Origin of the sequence: Xanthomonas sp. MUS 060 (assembly GCF_000963215.1) — a bacterium.
GTDB lineage: Bacteria > Pseudomonadota > Gammaproteobacteria > Xanthomonadales > Xanthomonadaceae > Xanthomonas_A.
Map to the genome: position 1 here is coordinate 10,823 of NZ_JZIM01000021.1, position 16,847 is coordinate 27,669.

Genomic DNA, 16,847 nt, shown 5'->3' on the forward strand with positions numbered 1-16,847 from the left:
CCATGTACAGCAACGATTCCCGTCGCGCATTCCGCACCGTCCTGGCGATCAGCGCGCTGCTGGCGCTCGCGCCGACAGCCAGCCTCGCCGCACCACCCCCTTACCTGGACACCCAGCGCAGCTTCGCCGAGCGCGCCGAGGATCTGGTCGCACGGATGACACTGGAAGAAAAAGTCGCGCAGATGCAAAACGCCGCGCCAGCGATTCCGCGCTTGGGCGTGCCCGCCTACGACTGGTGGAACGAGGGCCTGCATGGCGTGGCCCGTGCCGGTGGCGCCACCGTGTTTCCGCAGGCGATCGGCATGGCGGCGACATTCGACTTGCCGCTGATGCACCAGGTCTCCACCGCGATCAGCGACGAGGCCCGCGCCAAACATCAAGAAGCGCTGCGCCGTGGCGAACATGGGCGCTACCAGGGCCTGACGTTTTGGTCGCCGAACATCAACATCTTCCGCGATCCACGCTGGGGACGCGGCCAGGAAACCTACGGCGAGGATCCGTTCCTCACCGCGCGCATGGGCGTGACCTTCGTGCAGGGCATGCAGGGCGAGGGCCCCGATGCGCCGAAGAACGCACAAGGCGAGACCTACCGCAAGCTCGACGCCACCGCCAAACATTTCGCCGTGCACAGCGGCCCGGAATCGGAACGTCACTACTTCGACGCACGCCCCTCGCAACGCGATCTGTACGAAACCTACTTGCCCGCCTTCGAGGCGTTGGTCAAGGAAGGCAAGGTGGACGCGGTGATGGGCGCCTACAACCGTCTCTTCGGCGAATCGGCCAGTGCCAGCAAATTCCTGTTGCGCGACGTGCTGCGCGAACGCTGGGGTTTCAAAGGCTATGTCGTGTCCGATTGCTGGGCCATCGTGGACATCTGGAAGAACCACAAGATCGTCGCCACCCGCGAGCAGGCCGCCGCATTGGCGGTCAAGAACGGCACCCAACTCGAATGCGGCCAGGAATACGCCACCTTGCCGGCAGCGGTGCAGCAAGGCCTGATCGGCGAACCCGATATCGACGCGGCGCTGCGCACGCTGATGACCGCGCGCATGCGTCTGGGCATGTTCGATCCGCCGGAGCAACTGCGTTGGGCGCAGATTCCCATGTCGGTCAACCAATCGGCCGAACACGACACCCTTGCCCGACGCACCGCACGCGAATCGCTGGTGCTGCTGAAGAACGATGGCCTACTGCCGTTGTCGCGCGCCAAGCACAAACGCATTGCGGTGATCGGCCCCACCGCCGACGACACCATGGCCTTGCTCGGCAACTACTACGGCACGCCAGCGGCGCCAGTGACTATCCTGCAGGGCATCCGCGCTGCCGCGCCGGATGCCGAAGTGCTGTACGCACGCGGTGCCGACCTGGTGGAAGGACGCAGCGATCCCGCCGCCACACCGCTGATCGAACCGCAATATCTGCGTCCCTCCACTGATTCGGCCGAGCGCGGCCTGCGCGGGGAATATTTCCGCAACCCCGACCTGTCCGGCACCCCGACCCTGGTGCGGGTGGACCCGCAGATCGGTTTCCGCTGGGATCGCGGCTCGCCCACCGACACCCTGCTCGCGCGTGGCGAAGTCGGTCCGCAGCAGATGCTGCCAGCAGACCATTTCAGCATCCGCTGGACCGGCAAGCTGGTGCCCCCGGTCAGCGGCACCTATCACCTGGAAACCGCCGCCGACGACGGCGTGCGCCTGTTTCTGGACGGCAAGCGCTTGATCGACCGCTGGACTCCAAGCGACCGCCTGCACAGCGACGGCGTGGACGTGCAACTGCAAGCCGGCCATGCCTACGACCTGCGCCTGGAGTACTACGAAGCCGAGCACGACGCCGCGGTACGCTTGGCTTGGCGCATGCCCGGGGCCAAGCCGCCGCTGCAGGAAGCGCTGGACATCGCACGCCGCGCCGACGTGGTGGTGTTCGTCGGCGGGCTGACCGGCGACGTGGAAGGCGAGGAGATGAAGGTCAATTATCCCGGCTTCGCTGGCGGTGATCGCACCGACCTACGCCTGCCCAAGCCGCAGCGCGAGCTGCTGGAGGCGCTCTCGGCGACCGGCAAACCGCTGGTGGCGGTGTTGACCACCGGCTCGGCACTGGCCATCGACTGGGCGCAGGAACATGTGCCGGCGATCCTGCTGGCCTGGTATCCGGGCCAGCGCGGCGGCAATGCCGTGGCCGACGTCCTGTTCGGCGACGCCAACCCCGGTGGTCGGCTGCCAGTGACCTTCTACAAAGCCAGCGAGACCTTGCCGGCCTTCGACGACTATGCGATGCGTGGCCGCACTTATCGCTACTTCGCCGGTACCCCACTGTATCCATTCGGATATGGTCTTTCGTATACCAAGTTTGCCTATTCCGACCTGCGTCTGGATCGCAGCAAAGTTGCAGCGGATGGACAGTTGAGCGCCACGCTGAAAGTGACCAACACCGGCACCCGCGCCGGCGACGAGGTGGTGCAGCTGTACCTGCATCCGTTAACGCCGTCACGCACGCGCGCGACCAAGGAACTGCGCGGCTTCCAGCGCATCACGCTGGCACCGGGCGAGAGCCGCGACGTGCATTTCACCATCGCGCCGCAACGCGATCTGCGTATTTACGACGAGGCGCAAAAGCGCTATGTCGTCGATCCGGGCGACTACGAGCTGCAGGTCGGTGCTTCCAGTGCGGACGTGCGCGTGCACGAACGCTTCAGCGTGCAACCCACCGCTACCGCGCGAGCATCGTCACACTCACACCGCTGAGCACGACCGCGCCGATGCGAACGGGGCGCCGTTCGCTATCGCGCCCTACGCCACCTGGATTCTTCGTGACTACTCCAACCCTCTCACGCCTGTGCATGGCCGCACTTCCCACGCTGCCGCCGGCCATCACACGCCCGGCCTACGCATTGGATCGCGTGCGCATCGGCATCGTGCATCTTGGCGCAGGCGCTTTCCACCGCGCGCATCAGGCCGTCTACCTTGACGACCTGCTGGCCAGCGAACCGGATTGGGCGATCAGCGCCGTCTCCCTGCACAACCGGCAAGTGCGCGACGCGCTGCGCGCACAAGACGGCCTATACACGCTCGCCCTGCTCGACACACAGCCCACGCTACGCGTGATCGGTGCCATCCGCGAAGTGTTGTGCGCGCAAGACCAGCAGGCCGCCGTCCTCGCACGTCTGGCCGATCCGGCGGTGCGCCTGGTCACGCTGACCGTCACCGAAAAAGGCTACTGCCTGGCTGGCGAGCATCTGGATCTTACGCATCCGGACATCGCGCACGACCTCGCCACCGCGCATGCGCCGCGCAGCGCCATCGGCTATCTCGTCGCTGGCCTGCGTCAGCGCTGGCGTCTGCGCCTGCCGCCCTATACTGTGCTCAGTTGCGACAACCTGCCCGACAATGGCGGCAAGCTACGCCGCGCGGTCTTGCGCTTCGCCCAGCACATCGACCCGGCATTGGCCGCCTGGATCGAGGCCGAAGCCAGCTTCCCGCGCTCGATGGTGGATAGCATCACCCCAGCCAGCGATGCCGCACTACGCGAACGCATCGCCAGCCAACTGGGCTACGACGACGCCTGGCCGATTCAGCGCGAACGCTACAGCCAGTGGGTGCTCGAAGACCGTTTTTGCAACGGCCGCCCGGCCTTCGAACGGGTCGGGGTGACACTGAGCGAGGACATCGGTGGTTTTGATCGCGCCAAACTGCGCCTGCTCAACGGCCCGCATTCGGCGCTGGCCTACCTGGGCACGTTGCTCGGCTTGGAAACCGTGGCCGATGCCATGTGCGACGCGCCATTAGCCACCTTCATCGAAACCCTGATGCGCGAGGACATCGCGCCCACGCTACCAGCGCTGTCCGGCTTCGATCCACAACGTTATATCGACGCCATTCTGGCGCGCTTCCGCAACCCGGCCATCGCGCACAAGCTTGCACAGATCGCCTGGGACGGATCGCAGAAACTGCCGGTGCGCCTGCTCGGCACCCTCGCCGATGCACTGGCTGCTGGCCGTCGCATCGACCGCCTGTGTCTGCCGCTGGCCGCATGGATGCACTTCGTGCGGCGGCAAGCGCATCGCGATGTGCCGCTGATCGATCCGCTGCAGGAAACGCTAAGGGAAATGGGCCATGCCGCCAGCGGTAATGCGCTGCAGGACGTGGACGCTTTCCTTAACCTGGACACGGTGTTTGCGCCGCTGTCGAAGGATCGGCGCTTCATTGCGGCGCTACAACGTGCGTATGCCTCCTTAGGCGACGGAAGTGCCGCAGACACGCGAGAAACTCTCGTGCTCATGCTGAGCGGCCCGTGATTTCGGGAGGCTCCAATGCTTGAAAAGATGGAGCCGCGAGCAAGATGAAGGATGAAGGATGAAGCGCACAGGGTTGCGTAGACACTCGCGACCCTCGTTGCGCGTAGCGCCACTGGAGCTCTACAAACGCAGATCGCCATTGGAACGATGGCGGCGTTTGGGGTTGTAGAACATCTCGATGTCGCCGAACGCATCGACCCACGCGGCATGCTTCGTTGGAGAGAGCCATCACCTGATGCACTGACCTTTGAGCAGGCCGGAAAGCACTCCACAAGTGCATTGTCGTGGCAGTTACCGCGCACGCAGGCACACCATGAAAGCGTGGCTTGCGCCCGTCGCTCACCTAAGCAGGTAGACCTTCAGCACGCATCGGGCAATGCGCGCGATGGCCGCGACAGCGTTCGCCCAAGCGAGCACATGTCGTAGCAAATCGTAGACAATACGAGGCGGCGACGGCAAACCGTGCAGGGAAGCTCCCTGATCGAGTGCCCATCCGCATGCAGATGGTTCAACAGCGCGGCAAGGGCAGGCCGCCGAATTCCTTGACCGTGCGCAACACGAAGCAGGAGTTGACGTCGGCCACGCCGGCTGCATTGAGCAGGTTGTCCAGCAGGAATGCGGAAAAATGCGCCAGATCACGGACATAGACATGCAGCAGGTAGTCCATGTCGCCGGTCAGCGCATGACAGGCAACCACTTCGTCCCAACCCTGCACACTGTCGGCGAAGTGGGCGATGCCACTTTGTCCGTGCTTTTCCAGCTGCACGCGGACGAAAGCCTGCAACCCCAAACCGATCGCCGACGGCGACAGGCGCGCCACGTAACCGGCGACGACACCCTCGGCCTCCAGCCGCTGCACCCGGCGCAGACAGGCGGACGGCGACAGGTTCACCTGCGCGGCCAGTTCGGCATTACTGGCACGTCCCTGACGCTGCAATAGCGTGAGCAGACGCAGGTCGGTGCGGTCGAAGACGGCTGATTCGGTCATTTATTGCCCTGAAACATCAATTTTTCGCAATGATCTTGCGTGCGGTGATAAAATTCAGACAACTGCGCAAACCCATTGCGCCGCTTCCAGCCTACCATCGTGGCCTTGTCCTCCGGAGGTTCGGCCATGGATATCGCACCGCGTCGCGTCGAACACCAGCACACTGACAAGGGCTATGTGCCGGTGTACACCACGGCGGTGGTCGCTCAACCGTGGGATCGCTACGACAGCGACGACCACGCCACCTGGGGCACCCTGTACCACCGTCAGCGTGAAATGCTGGTCGGCCGCGCCTGCGACACATTCCTGCAAGCGCAAGACGCGCTAGGCATGAGCCCGCAGGCGATCCCGAAGTTCGATCAGCTCAATACGGTGCTGGCCGCCGCCACCGGCTGGACCCTGGTCGGGGTCGAGGGCTTGCTGCCGGAACTGAATTTCTTCGACCACCTGGCCAACCGCCGTTTCCCGGTGACGTGGTGGATTCGCCGGCCCGAGCAGATCGACTACATCGCCGAGCCGGACCTGTTCCACGATTTGTTCGGCCATGTGCCGCTGTTGATGAACCCGCTATTTGCAGACTACATGCAGGCCTATGGCCGCGGCGGGGTGAAAGCGCATGCAATCGGTGCGCAGGCGCTGCAGCATCTCACCCGGCTGTACTGGTACACGGTGGAATTCGGCCTGATCGACACACCTGACGGCCTGCGCATCTACGGCGCTGGCATCGTGTCATCCAAGGGCGAGTCGCTGTATTCGCTGGAATCGGATGCACCCAACCGGATCGGCTTCGATCTGCAGCGGATCATGCGCACGCGTTACCGCATCGATACGTATCAAAAAACCTACTTCGTCATCGACAGCTTCGAACAACTCATGCAAGCGACCGCACCGGATTTCACTCCGATCTACACAGCGCTGGCCGACCAAACGCATCTGCCAGCAGGGCAGGTGCAACTGGATGATCGTGTATTCCAACGCGGCAGTGGGGAAGGCTGGAACGACGACGGCGACGTATGAGAAACGCACCATGCCGATGTCCGCGGTGAGTTGCGGGCACCGGCATGGATCATCATGCGTCAGTCGCTGCCGTACTTGGCATTGTAGGGACCGTACAGCAATCCGCCCGGATGTCCTGCGGACAGCAGACGTTGGCTGGCCATGTTACCGACCTGATGGCTTTGATCGGTCGCCTGATTGATCACCTGGTTGATCGCCGCCGACACCAGAATGCCAAGCATGCCGCCGCCGCCGACTGAAACTTTCTTGTTCTCATCGCTGGAGGCCGTTGCCTGTCCCTCCCACAGCACTGTGCCGGTACGCAGATCCACCAGCTTGGCATTGGCTGCGACCGTGACCGCGCTGTTGATGACCTGATAGACCGCGCCATACTTGTCGATGGTGATATACAGCGCCGCATCGGCACCGAAGATCTGGCGCAGCTTCTCCGGCGCCACGGCTTGCGCGTCATCGGCGATGGTGATGCCATTCTGCTTGAATGTTTCGTAGACCGGCGCCACCGGCATGACGTAATAACCGGCTTCGGCCAACGGCAACGTGGTCACCGACAACACGCTCAGGCTGGCGTCGATATCCGGCGCATGGCTGACTGGCGGCAGGACCAGGATCGAGCGTGGTTTGCTGGCCTTGTATGCGCTGTAGTCGCGCGATTTCGGCTGAGTCGCGCACGCGCTCAACAACAGACCGAGGACGGCGACGCAGGCTACTTTTGCGATGTTCTTCATTGCGCTGTCCTTTCTTTGTGGCCGTTCTTCATGAGTAGATCGATATAGGTGGTGGATTCTGGGTACTGCGCCTTCTCGGCCAGAAGGTATTGTTGTGCCTTGGCATCGTTACCGGTCTCGGCATACAGCATGCCCAGATGCGCTTGCAAACCCGGCGGCGGCCTGCGATTGGCTGCCTTCATGACCTGCAGGTCTTTTTCCAGCGCCTGGATTTGTTGCTCCGGGCTACCGCCCTTGAAGTGGCTATAGACCTGGTCCTGGTAGCTACCCCATTGATAGAGCGATGCCGATTGGTGGGCACAACCGACCAGGGTCAACAGGGCGCAGACGCCCAGCCAGTGGGATACACGCGAGTTCGTCTTATTCATTTGTAATGGTCCGTTGTAGGTTACTTGACCGGCTTCCATGCGCCGGAATCGATGGCGGCAGTGAGACGATTGACGGCTTCGCGGATCGCCAGATCCAGTACTTTGCCGTTGAGGGTGGAGTCGTAGCTGGAGGTGCCGCCGAAGCCGACGATCTCGCGGTTGGACAACGAATACTCGCCACCGCCCTGGACCGAATACACCACTTCGGAGGTGGTGCTATCGACGATATTCAAACTGACCTTCGCATAGGCCTGCTGCTGCTTGCCACGGCCCATGATTCCGAACAACTGGGTATCGCCGGTTTCCTTGCGGCCGAACTCGGTGACATCACCAGTAATGACGTAATCGGCACCCTTGAGCTGCTGTGCCTGTCGTTTGATGTCCGCCTCCTGCTTGATCTCGCCCATGTTGTCGCGATCGAGCACGCGGAAACGATTGGTCTGCTGCAGATCGGTGATGAGGATGGTCCAGCGCCTGGATTTGTTGCTCCGGGCTACCGCCCTTGAAGTGGCTATAGACCTGGTCCTGGTAGCTACCCCATTGATAGAGCGATGCCGATTGGTGGGCACAACCGACCAGGGTCAACAGGGCGCAGACGCCCAGCCAGTGGGATACACGCGAGTTCGTCTTATTCATTTGTAATGGTCCGTTGTAGGTTACTTGACCGGCTTCCATGCGCCGGAATCGATGGCGGCAGTGAGACGATTGACGGCTTCGCGGATCGCCAGATCCAGTACTTTGCCGTTGAGGGTGGAGTCGTAGCTGGAGGTGCCGCCGAAGCCGACGATCTCGCGGTTGGACAACGAATACTCGCCACCGCCCTGGACCGAATACACCACTTCGGAGGTGGTGCTATCGACGATATTCAAACTGACCTTCGCATAGGCCTGCTGCTGCTTGCCACGGCCCATGATTCCGAACAACTGGGTATCGCCGGTTTCCTTGCGGCCGAACTCGGTGACATCACCAGTAATGACGTAATCGGCACCCTTGAGCTGCTGTGCCTGTCGTTTGATGTCCGCCTCCTGCTTGATCTCGCCCATGTTGTCGCGATCGAGCACGCGGAAACGATTGGTCTGCTGCAGATCGGTGATGAGGATGGTCTCTTGGCTTGGCTACCGAGACGATCCGCGCCATCGGAAAACAAGCCGCGCATGAACGAGGAACGGTTGTCGAACTTACCCACGGCAATCGGTGCGCGCACCCCGGCATAAGGAATGCTGGCGGCGGCCACGGTTTGTGGCGCGACACTCTGGTGGCTTTCGGTCGCGCAACTTGTCATTGCCAACCCCAGTAACACCAGGCTGCCCCCCTTGATTAAAACAACTTTCATCAATTACCCCTTGTTGTTACAGCTACGAAAAACCATTGGTTCGCGGATACGGCCTTGCCTGTCGAGGCGATCTGCGGCACACAGACTTACTGCGCAATGCGGTCGACCGCATCGATTACGGGTTTGATACATGCGCACGGCCCATTGCCCGCTCAGGTTCCGATCCAACAGCACAGCCCCCCGGTACGCGCAGCGCACCAGAAACGAAGGAGAACGAACGGGGACTGAGAGGCGGTTGAGGTCGTTCCATGACTATCCTGCACCACGCAGGGAGATGCGTTTCCATATCGACCCGCCAATGCAGCGGGAGCTAGTACATTATGTCGCATCAGCCAAATTAAGAAAAGCTTGCTGACGATACCCATTGTGCTTGGTCGCAATCACAGTGGCCTGAGCACCAACCCAGCATGCGCGCTGTCTATGTCGCACAGATCGAACACAAGCCAAGCTAAAACTTCTCTGCAGCGCACAGCACGCACATGGACTGCCACGAACGGGCTATCCCCTGGAAAAATAGTGAACCCCTGTTCGTGCCAAATGGCTTTCGCTGATGACCCTGACTCACGTATGGCGGCTGTCCGCGTCGTCCGTGGATACCCATAAAACTATGCCGTGTGCGGTACGCAGCAACCCCTGCATCATAAAGGCGAAGTGTGCGGTTGAGATGGCGACTTGGCGAAACAGCGCATAGGTTCACGCTTGCAATCGACACGGCGTCACGTCAGCACCGTATCCGCCTTGACCAACGTACCCGCAACGAAGGCGCGGATCTACTGATAGAGAAGGGGTTGCCGGATCGCTGAGCAACTCCGGCAACTCCGGTCCACTAGCTGCGAGTCGACCCAGCTTGACCGCTTCGAGCACCGGCCCTTGCAAGCGCATTGAGGAACGCGTTGGGATCTATCGGCGTCAGAACAATGTCAAAGTTCTCAAAGGTCGGGACATAAATTCGGTCGGCTTTACAGGTGTCAACTGCAAAAATTCGCTTGGGCCCTTTCGAGGAGAACCATCCCAAGTTCAGTCCTGGCCAACCTAATCCGTTTGTCCTCCAACTCAGGCGAAAAGGATCATCGAGCGGAAGGATGCGGGCGTGAGCCACATCAATTCGATCCAGTGGCACTTTCACCTTGTAGAAGCCACCACCAGCAACGAGTTTGTCTTCGATGATGTCGATTTTGGCCGTGGCAATGAGCCACGCGATCACAGCAACCACCGCAATTACAGGTGATAGCTCCCATCGACTATGGCCTATCCTCAACGCAATAGACACCATCACTGGAACGGCGAGAATCGCCAACGTGGAAACTGATTTCCAGTTCAGCGCGTTCACCGAAAATCTTTCAATTCGCTTTGCTGGCATGTTCAAACTCCAATAGCTTTGTAAGCGTAGAGTGCCATCGCTGCCGCAAGACGATCCGCGCTTTTGGATGAGATGTCGAGCACTTGGGTGTTGCGCAGTGCTTGGATCAACGCAAGACTTTCAGCCAGCATCACGGCCAGAGTGATTTCTTCAATCATAGCGTTTTTGCTAATGAGCGCCGCAGTCGTCATCGCGGCATCGGCTGATACGCGCGGCAGGGTTGCGTGCGCAGATGGGAGATGTGCGTGTCTACGGAACCCTGGGCGCATCACCTTGACAATGAATGTGACGCGGAAAAATTCTGGCGATTGGGCAACAACAACCCACACTCACGCGTTGCATGTACGGCCTGGACAATAGTGTGCAACCATCCCCATGCAAGGATCCCACGCTCCACATCCCATGCTTGGCAAGGAACAACAATGTTACGGCGATCCCATCAGCACACCATCGCAAGCACGACGACACAGACCACTGCGGCATTCGGCGACAACCGACGCTGTGCGCGCCGCGATCCTTCCTACGCCCTGTGCACGGCATTGTTGATCTTGATCGGCGGGTTGTTCGCGGCATTCGGCGCGGCCACTGCGGCTGAGCGCCCGGCCAGCGAAACCGCCGCAGAGCAGGCCGCACGCGTGCCACTGTGGCAAGGCCCGGCACCTGGCTCATCATCCGCACCGCAGACGCTGCGCATCGTCGACCACAGCGCCAACCCGGCACTGTCCGACCGCCTGATCAGCGGCCACTACCAACCCTACATGGTGGTGTACCGGCCGAAGAAACCCAACGGCAGCGCCCTACTGGTCGCTCCGGGCGGCGGTTACGTGTGTATCGCGCTGGACAAGGAAGCCACCGACTTGTTGCCGATCTTCGCCGAGCAGTCAGGCATCACCTTATTCGTTCTGCGCTATCGGCTACCGGACGCGGAAGCCGACGACAGTGCCGGGGGACGCGATCAACCATTGGCCGATGCACAACGCGCATTGCGCTTGATCCGCGCACATGCCGCCGATTACGGCGTGGACCCGCACCGGATCGGCGCGATGGGATTCTCCGCCGGTGGTCACGTCGCCGCCAGCCTCGGTACTCGCTATGCCGAGCACGTGTATCGGCCAAGCGACGCCATTGATCAGGTGAGCGCACGGCCGGACTTTTTACTGCTGATTTATCCGGTTATCGACATGGGCAGCGGCACCACGGCAAACACCGGATCGCGCCTGCGCCTGCTCGGCCGCCATCCCGACGCGGCTACGATGACAGCCTATTCGTTGCAGAACCGGGTGAGTGCCGGCATGCCACCCACCTTCCTGGTACACGCGCAAGACGACACGGTGGTCCCGATGGAGAACAGCCTGCTGTTCTACCAGGCACTGCTGATTTATCCGGTTATCGACATGGGCAGCGGCACCACGGCAAACACCGGATCGCGCCTGCGCCTGCTCGGCCGCCATCCCGACGCGGCTACGATGACAGCCTATTCGTTGCAGAACCGGGTGAGTGCCGGCATGCCACCCACCTTCCTGGTACACGCGCAAGACGACACGGTGGTCCCGATGGAGAACAGCCTGCTGTTCTACCAGGCACTGCGCCAAGCCGGGGTACCGGCTGAGCTGCACGTGTTTGCGCATGGCGGCCACGGTTTCGGCACGCGCTCCATCGCCGGCTTGCCGCTGGCGGCATGGCCGCAGCTAGCGCTGACATGGATGCGCACGGTGCAGGACGATCCGCGCGAACGCGCACCGATTCCGCTCTCCACAGAAAAACACTGAGCACGATATGGACGTGAAATTGGTCCGTTTTGTCAACAGTTGTCAGTGCGGAAGCGGCATTTGCACGCACACGGCGATGCTGTCGTTATGTATGCTGGCTGCTCTTATTCCAATCCGATGAGACAGCACATGTTCTGATAACACGACTATAAAACTCAAGCCCACAACAGCAATGTCACTAAGCCGTTTCCTCGGCCAGCACCACTTGGTTGCCGCCGCTAGAGCGTGCGCGCTGCAGCAAGTCTTCGGCGTGTTGCATCAACGCGGCGGTGGTCACGGTGGGCGTGGCAAGCAGCGCACCGACGCTGATGCTGAGCGGTGCGCTGACGATTCCGGTGTGGGCGCTCGCCATGATGTCGACCATCTCGCGCAAGGCCGGCGCCACTTGGCGCAGATGCGCGGCGCTGGCGTCGTACAACACCAGGGCGAAACGATGCACGTCGATGCGCATGAGCACGTCCAGCGGGCGCAGCAAGCATTGCATCGCCTCTGCCACGTCCAATACAGCGCGGTCGGCCTCACGCGGGCCATGGCGACGCGCGAACTCTGCGAAGCCGTCCAGTTCCACCAGGATCAGCCCCAGGTTGATCTGTAAGCGCGCACTCTCAGCCCGCGCTAACGCCAGATGTTCGTCGAAGCGACAGCGATCACCCAGGCCGGTGAGCAGATTGCGTAACGCTTCGTCGTCGCGGATGCGCTGTTGCAAAAACGCTTTGCGGCGCGCGTGCTCGCGCAGGTAGCCACCCACCACGCCGACCAGCAGCGCCGCCCACAGCAACCATTGCAAGCGCAGATAACCGGCCTGCGCCGCGCCATCCAACACCAAACGACCGGCCGCCGCACTGACCGCGCACAATCCCAAGGCCACTGCCACGCTCTGCCGCAACGACAAACCCAGCGGCAAGAAACCCGCCAGGATGACCAGCGCCATCACCACGACGGCGTATCGCAGTTCTTGCGGAGGATAGCCGACACTCGATAGCACCAACCCGGTACCGACGATCAGCAACAACAAAGCGATACGCCCCGGGCCATGACGGCGTGCGCAATGGATGGACAGCGCCACCCATAGCAAGAGCAACAAACTCGCCATCCGTACCGCCACTGCATGCGCAATCGGCCCACCAGCATCGCTGCGGCCGAAATGCAGCGCCTCCCAACTCAACAACAGCAACCCCAGCAACACCGCGAACGAGGCAGCCAAGCGCTGGGCCAAACCCAGTGTCGCGCTGCTGTGGCGATGGTAGAGCCGTTCCAACGCAGGATCGAAACGCAACGCGGCAAAGCCCTTGCGCAACTGCGCGCAGTAAGCCTCATCAGCTAGCGTGTCGAATGACGTTTCGTCGTGGTATTGCATGCTATTCCCTGTCGGCGACAGTCTGAGACGCAGACGGTGAAGATCACAACGTGCGACCGTGCCACGGTCAATGCTGACGTTGCGTATTGCAAGCTCGGCAGACATGAGAAAGCACCGATACGCGATTGTCCACTGCCCGCGATGCCTTGGGAGCGGAGATTGCGCACATGCCGCAGGCAATGCCCCACGCTGGCGCGCTCTACGCCGGTCGCCGCGCAACCGGCTAACATTGTGTGGTTATCTCTCCTGGGTTACACGCCTGATGCTCCCGATCGCCCGCACCGCACTGGCTTGCGCCTTACTGGCCCTGTCGGCGTGCAAACCGCAAACACCGGCCACCGACGCCAGTGGGACCGCCGCTGGGCCAGGCACTGCCGACGATCATCTCAACGCGGTGCTGTGGATGCAGCGCTCGGTCGAATATCGGGCCGCCGCCGAACAAACTTACCGGGCCGCCACCGAGCGTCTGGACGCGGCGTTGCAGGATCCGACCTGGAATGCGCTGGTCCCGGAGGAGCGCGCTAATGCGTCCGCGACGCTGAAACCCGCCATCGTCATGGATGTGGACGAGACCGTGCTGGACAATATGCCCTACCTGGCGCGGCTGGTGCGCAGCGGCAAGGAGTACGACGCAGCTAGCTGGGATCAGTGGGTGAGGGAGAAGAAGGCCCAAGCGGTCCCGGGCGCGGTCGATTTCGCCAAAGCGGCCACCGCCAAGGGCATCACCGTGCTGTACGTGACCAATCGCGACGTACACCTGAACGAGGCGACCTTGGTCAACCTGCGCAAGGTCGGCCTGCCGGTGGCCGACAACAGCGTGCTGCTGGGGCTGGGCACCGTGGTCAAAGACTGCAAGCAGAACGGCCCGGAGAAACACTGCAGACGCCAGCTGGTCGGCCAGCAATACCGCGTCTTGATGCAGTTCGGCGACCAACTCGGCGACTTCGTCCACGTGCTGGCCAACACCACCGAGAACCGCGCACGCCTGCTCCAGCAGTACCACGCCTGGTTCGGCGCACGCTGGTGGATGCTGCCCAATCCCAGTTACGGCTCCTGGGAACCAGCGCTGTTCAACAACGACCTGACCCAGCCGCGCGCCGCGCGCCACCAGGCCAAGCTCGACGCGCTGGAGGTGGCGCAATGAGCCGCGCGCCGCTGGCGCTGGAGGCGCACGAACGACTGATCTTCGCACTGGACGTACCAGGCCGCGCCGACGCACTGGCATGGATCGAACGGCTTGGCGATGCGGTGACGTTCTATAAGATCGGCATGGAACTGCTGGCCTCGGGCGAGTACTTCGACGTGCTCGACACCCTCGCCACGCATGGCAAGCGCGTGTTCGTGGATCTGAAATTTTTCGACATTCCGGCCACCGTGGGTGGAGTGATCCGGCGCCTGTCGCAGTGGCCGGTGGACTACTGCACCATTCATGGCTGGCACCCGGCGATGATGCAGGTGGCGGCCGACGCCAACGGCAGCGACATGCGCCTGCTGGCGGTCACCGTGCTGACCTCGATGGGGCGTGCCGATCTGGCGGCGATGGGCATCGACCGCGCACCGGAAGACGTGGTGGTGGAGCGCGCACTGGCCGCACAGGCCGCCGGCATCGACGGCGTGATCGCCTCCGGGCAGGAAGCGGCCTCGATCCGGCGTGCAACCGGCAGCGGCTTCTCCATCGTCTGCCCCGGCATCCGCCCCGGTGGTCCGGTGGGCGACGACCAGCAACGCACGGTTGGCGTGGCCCAGGCCTTCGCCGATGGCGCCGACGCGATCGTGGTCGGCCGGCCGATCCGCCAGGCTCAGGACCCGCGTGCCGCAGCGCTGGCGATCCAACAGGAAATCGCGGCGACCCTGTCGGGAATTTCATCAAAATAAATATTTAAAATCAATAACTTGTATCGCAAAAATTAAACCATTGCATTAACTATGGCATGTCGGTAACATGCGCGGCGTCCGGCAGTGCCGGAAGATGTGCCACCACCGTTCTCCGGCTTCGGTCGGATTTGAAGGGGCCCGCGCCAAGTGCGCTCGGCCTCTTTTTTTATGCCTGCGGCAAGCTCATCCCCCCACACGCTCAGCGGCGCAGTAACGGTCGATGAAGGCCTGGTGCGACGGCATCGCATCGGCGCAATGGCCGATGGTCTGCGCGACGCTGACCATGAAGCCTTGCAGATCCGCTGCCGAGACCTGATCCACCAGCGGGTGGTACGCGCGCGGCAGGATGCCTTGCCCAACCATCACCTGCACCCAACTGATCTCGGCGAACATTTCCTCGCCGTTACGGTAGAAACGGCCGCTGTCGCGGAACAAATCCAGCGTGGCCTGCAATTCCGCCGGGATCGGCATGCGCCGACAGTGCTGCCAGAACGCGCTATCGTCGCGTTCGCTGGCATGGTAGTGCAGCACCAGAAAATCGCGGATACGCTCGAACTCGAAGGCGATGCGTTCGTTGTAGCGCTGCACCAGCACCGGGCTGATGCCCTCGCGCGGAAACAATTCCAGCAATTTGGAAATGCCCGATTGGATCAAGTGGATGCTGGTCGATTCCAACGGCTCCATGAAGCCGCTGGCCAAACCCAGCGCGATCACGTTGCGATTCCAGGCCTGCTTGCGGCGGCCCGTGACGAAACGCAACGGACGCGGCTCGGCCAGCGCCGGGCCATCGAGAGTGGCGAGCAATGTCGCCGCCGCTTCGTCGTCGCTGACATGTGCGCTGGAATACACGTAACCGTTGCCGGTGCGATGCTGCAACGGGATACGCCACTGCCAGCCGGCTGCGCGCGCGGTCGCACGGGTGTACGGCGTCGGCGGCCCAACCTTGGCGCACGGCACCGCCAGCGCGCGATCGCACGGCAACCAATGGCTGAAATCGTGATAGCCGGTGTGTAGCGCCTGCTCGATCAACAGGCCAGCGAAACCGGAGCAATCGATGAACAGATCTCCGGCGATGACCTCGCCGGAAACCAGACGCACCGCAGCGACATCGCCCGATTCCGGATGCAGCCGCACCTGCTCGACAATCCCTTCATAGCGAATCACCCCACGCTGTTCGGCGTAGCGGCGCAGGAACTGCGCGTACAGCGCCGCGTCGAAGTGGTAGGCATACGCGATATTGGCCAGCGGTGAGTTCGGCGGCACGTCGCTGGCTGAGGTCATGAACTTGCCGCGCTTGGCGGCGACGGTGTTGAGCGTGTAATCGCCCAGCGGACTGGCCTTGCCGGCCAATGCTTGCTTGAACCAATACTGCTGGAAGGGCAACAACCCGAGCCGATGGCCGATCTCGCTGCCGAAGCCATGCACATAAGCGCTGCCCGGACGTAGCCAATCGACGAACTCGATGCCGAGCTTGAAACTGCCCTGGGTCTGACGCACGAACTCGGCCTCGTTGATGCCGAGCAAGGTGTTGAACGCCTTGATATGCGGCACGGTGGCCTCGCCGACACCGACGGTACCGATCTGCTCGGATTCGATCAGGATGATGCGGTTGTTCGTACCCAACATGCGCGCCAGGGCAGCAGCAGCCATCCAGCCGGCGGTCCCGCCACCAACGATCACCAGGTTGCGCAGAGGAGCGGCCATCATGTGTGCTGAGTCCTGAACGAAGGAAAAGGAACGAGCGCAAACGCAAACGGGGCCACA

16 protein-coding genes and 1 pseudogene are annotated in these 16,847 nt (G+C 62.1%); 6 read left to right on the top strand and 11 right to left on the bottom strand.

The window, feature by feature from the left end; all coding sequences use genetic code 11:
* The first annotated feature begins 2 nt into the window (after positions 1-2).
* Together XANALMUS060_RS14555 and XANALMUS060_RS14560 are read left to right on the top strand one after the other, a co-directional pair.
* The gene (locus XANALMUS060_RS14555; protein WP_045739054.1) at positions 3-2,741 is read left to right on the top strand and encodes a glycoside hydrolase family 3 protein; all 2,739 of its coding nucleotides are present in this window, start codon (positions 3-5) and stop codon (positions 2,739-2,741) included.
* A 95-nt stretch (positions 2,742-2,836) separates the two neighbouring features.
* On the top strand, positions 2,837-4,291 hold the full coding sequence (locus XANALMUS060_RS14560; RefSeq protein WP_045739055.1) for a mannitol dehydrogenase family protein: 1,455 nt from the start codon (positions 2,837-2,839) through the stop codon (positions 4,289-4,291).
* An 88-nt stretch (positions 4,292-4,379) separates the two neighbouring features.
* On the opposite strand, the pseudogene XANALMUS060_RS22170 reads toward XANALMUS060_RS14560, so the two are convergent.
* The 3 genes and pseudogenes from XANALMUS060_RS22170 to XANALMUS060_RS22705 all read right to left on the bottom strand — a co-directional run.
* Positions 4,380-4,590: pseudogene (locus tag XANALMUS060_RS22170) on the bottom strand (IS3 family transposase); the annotation flags it as partial.
* 209 nt (positions 4,591-4,799) lie between these two features.
* On the bottom strand, positions 4,800-5,279 hold the full coding sequence (locus XANALMUS060_RS14565) for an Lrp/AsnC family transcriptional regulator (RefSeq protein ID WP_045726538.1): 480 nt from the start codon (positions 5,277-5,279) through the stop codon (positions 4,800-4,802).
* Entirely contained in the window at positions 5,276-5,407 is a 132-nt protein-coding gene (locus XANALMUS060_RS22705) for a hypothetical protein (RefSeq protein WP_255352382.1), read from the bottom strand. Before XANALMUS060_RS22705 ends, XANALMUS060_RS14565 begins: the two co-directional genes overlap by 4 nt.
* On the opposite strand from XANALMUS060_RS22705, the gene phhA reads away from it, so the two are divergent.
* The gene (gene phhA / locus XANALMUS060_RS14570; protein ID WP_045739056.1) at positions 5,406-6,296 is read left to right on the top strand and encodes a phenylalanine 4-monooxygenase; all 891 of its coding nucleotides are present in this window, start codon (positions 5,406-5,408) and stop codon (positions 6,294-6,296) included. The two genes, XANALMUS060_RS22705 and phhA, sit on opposite strands and share 2 nt — an antisense overlap.
* 59 nt (positions 6,297-6,355) lie before the next feature.
* Here phhA and XANALMUS060_RS14575 read toward each other — a convergent pair whose 3' ends face one another.
* The 6 genes from XANALMUS060_RS14575 to XANALMUS060_RS20635 all read right to left on the bottom strand — a co-directional run bounded on the left by XANALMUS060_RS14575 (position 6,356) and on the right by XANALMUS060_RS20635 (position 10,273).
* Positions 6,356-7,021, bottom strand: a complete 666-nt coding sequence (locus XANALMUS060_RS14575) for a DUF799 domain-containing protein (protein WP_045739057.1) — start codon at positions 7,019-7,021, stop codon at positions 6,356-6,358.
* Positions 7,018-7,389: a DUF4810 domain-containing protein gene (locus tag XANALMUS060_RS14580; protein WP_045739058.1), complete on the bottom strand. Its 372-nt coding sequence runs from the start codon at positions 7,387-7,389 to the stop codon at positions 7,018-7,020. The genes XANALMUS060_RS14575 and XANALMUS060_RS14580 overlap by 4 nt, the downstream gene beginning before the upstream one ends.
* A gap of 20 nt (positions 7,390-7,409) precedes the next feature.
* A complete protein-coding gene (locus XANALMUS060_RS14585; RefSeq protein ID WP_082065152.1) occupies positions 7,410-7,958 on the bottom strand; it encodes a CsgG/HfaB family protein in 549 nt (182 codons plus the stop codon).
* Positions 7,959-8,045: 87 nt separating this feature from the next.
* The gene (locus XANALMUS060_RS22175) at positions 8,046-8,450 is read right to left on the bottom strand and encodes a CsgG/HfaB family protein (protein ID WP_235430519.1); all 405 of its coding nucleotides are present in this window, start codon (positions 8,448-8,450) and stop codon (positions 8,046-8,048) included.
* A gap of 1,098 nt (positions 8,451-9,548) precedes the next feature.
* Positions 9,549-10,052 (bottom strand): PH domain-containing protein, encoded by a 504-nt coding sequence (locus XANALMUS060_RS18860; RefSeq protein ID WP_235430521.1) that lies wholly within the window; start codon positions 10,050-10,052, stop codon positions 9,549-9,551.
* A 32-nt stretch (positions 10,053-10,084) separates the two neighbouring features.
* Positions 10,085-10,273, bottom strand: coding sequence for a hypothetical protein (locus XANALMUS060_RS20635; RefSeq protein WP_045739059.1), 189 nt, complete (start codon positions 10,271-10,273; stop codon positions 10,085-10,087).
* A 231-nt stretch (positions 10,274-10,504) separates the two neighbouring features.
* Here XANALMUS060_RS20635 and XANALMUS060_RS23080 point away from each other — a divergent pair, with 231 nt between their 5' ends.
* A complete protein-coding gene (locus tag XANALMUS060_RS23080) occupies positions 10,505-11,851 on the top strand; it encodes an alpha/beta hydrolase (protein WP_161795432.1) in 1,347 nt (448 codons plus the stop codon).
* Between the two features lie 178 nt (positions 11,852-12,029).
* Here XANALMUS060_RS23080 and XANALMUS060_RS14605 read toward each other — a convergent pair whose 3' ends face one another.
* Positions 12,030-13,208: a GGDEF domain-containing protein gene (locus tag XANALMUS060_RS14605; RefSeq protein WP_045739060.1), complete on the bottom strand. Its 1,179-nt coding sequence runs from the start codon at positions 13,206-13,208 to the stop codon at positions 12,030-12,032.
* Positions 13,209-13,470: 262 nt separating this feature from the next.
* Between XANALMUS060_RS14605 and XANALMUS060_RS14610 the strand changes: the two genes are divergently transcribed.
* Both XANALMUS060_RS14610 and pyrF read left to right on the top strand, forming a co-directional pair.
* Positions 13,471-14,352, top strand: coding sequence for a 5'-nucleotidase, lipoprotein e(P4) family (locus XANALMUS060_RS14610; protein WP_045739061.1), 882 nt, complete (start codon positions 13,471-13,473; stop codon positions 14,350-14,352).
* Positions 14,349-15,083, top strand: coding sequence for an orotidine-5'-phosphate decarboxylase (gene pyrF, locus XANALMUS060_RS14615; protein WP_045739062.1), 735 nt, complete (start codon positions 14,349-14,351; stop codon positions 15,081-15,083). The genes XANALMUS060_RS14610 and pyrF overlap by 4 nt, the downstream gene beginning before the upstream one ends.
* 183 nt (positions 15,084-15,266) lie before the next feature.
* Here pyrF and XANALMUS060_RS14620 read toward each other — a convergent pair whose 3' ends face one another.
* Positions 15,267-16,790: a tryptophan halogenase family protein gene (locus XANALMUS060_RS14620; RefSeq protein WP_045739063.1), complete on the bottom strand. Its 1,524-nt coding sequence runs from the start codon at positions 16,788-16,790 to the stop codon at positions 15,267-15,269.
* Between the last annotated feature and the right edge of the window lie 57 nt (positions 16,791-16,847).

What these genes read in the sequence shown, in the direction of transcription:
- XANALMUS060_RS14555 (WP_045739054.1), top strand. Translation starts at nt 3, where the DNA reads ATGTACAGCAACGATTCCCGTCGCGCATTCCGCACCGTCCTGGCGATC.
- XANALMUS060_RS14560 (WP_045739055.1), top strand. Translation starts at nt 2,837, where the DNA reads ATGGCCGCACTTCCCACGCTGCCGCCGGCCATCACACGCCCGGCCTAC.
- pyrF (WP_045739062.1), top strand. Translation starts at nt 14,349, where the DNA reads ATGAGCCGCGCGCCGCTGGCGCTGGAGGCGCACGAACGACTGATCTTC.
- XANALMUS060_RS23080 (WP_161795432.1), top strand. Translation starts at nt 10,505, where the DNA reads ATGTTACGGCGATCCCATCAGCACACCATCGCAAGCACGACGACACAG.
- XANALMUS060_RS14620 (WP_045739063.1), bottom strand. Translation starts at nt 16,790, where the DNA reads ATGATGGCCGCTCCTCTGCGCAACCTGGTGATCGTTGGTGGCGGGACC.
- phhA (WP_045739056.1), top strand. Translation starts at nt 5,406, where the DNA reads ATGGATATCGCACCGCGTCGCGTCGAACACCAGCACACTGACAAGGGC.
- XANALMUS060_RS14610 (WP_045739061.1), top strand. Translation starts at nt 13,471, where the DNA reads ATGCTCCCGATCGCCCGCACCGCACTGGCTTGCGCCTTACTGGCCCTG.
- XANALMUS060_RS22705 (WP_255352382.1), bottom strand. Translation starts at nt 5,407, where the DNA reads ATGGCCGAACCTCCGGAGGACAAGGCCACGATGGTAGGCTGGAAGCGG.
- XANALMUS060_RS14575 (WP_045739057.1), bottom strand. Translation starts at nt 7,021, where the DNA reads ATGAAGAACATCGCAAAAGTAGCCTGCGTCGCCGTCCTCGGTCTGTTG.
- XANALMUS060_RS14580 (WP_045739058.1), bottom strand. Translation starts at nt 7,389, where the DNA reads ATGAATAAGACGAACTCGCGTGTATCCCACTGGCTGGGCGTCTGCGCC.
- XANALMUS060_RS20635 (WP_045739059.1), bottom strand. Translation starts at nt 10,273, where the DNA reads ATGACGACTGCGGCGCTCATTAGCAAAAACGCTATGATTGAAGAAATC.
- XANALMUS060_RS14565 (WP_045726538.1), bottom strand. Translation starts at nt 5,279, where the DNA reads ATGACCGAATCAGCCGTCTTCGACCGCACCGACCTGCGTCTGCTCACG.
- XANALMUS060_RS14605 (WP_045739060.1), bottom strand. Translation starts at nt 13,208, where the DNA reads ATGCAATACCACGACGAAACGTCATTCGACACGCTAGCTGATGAGGCT.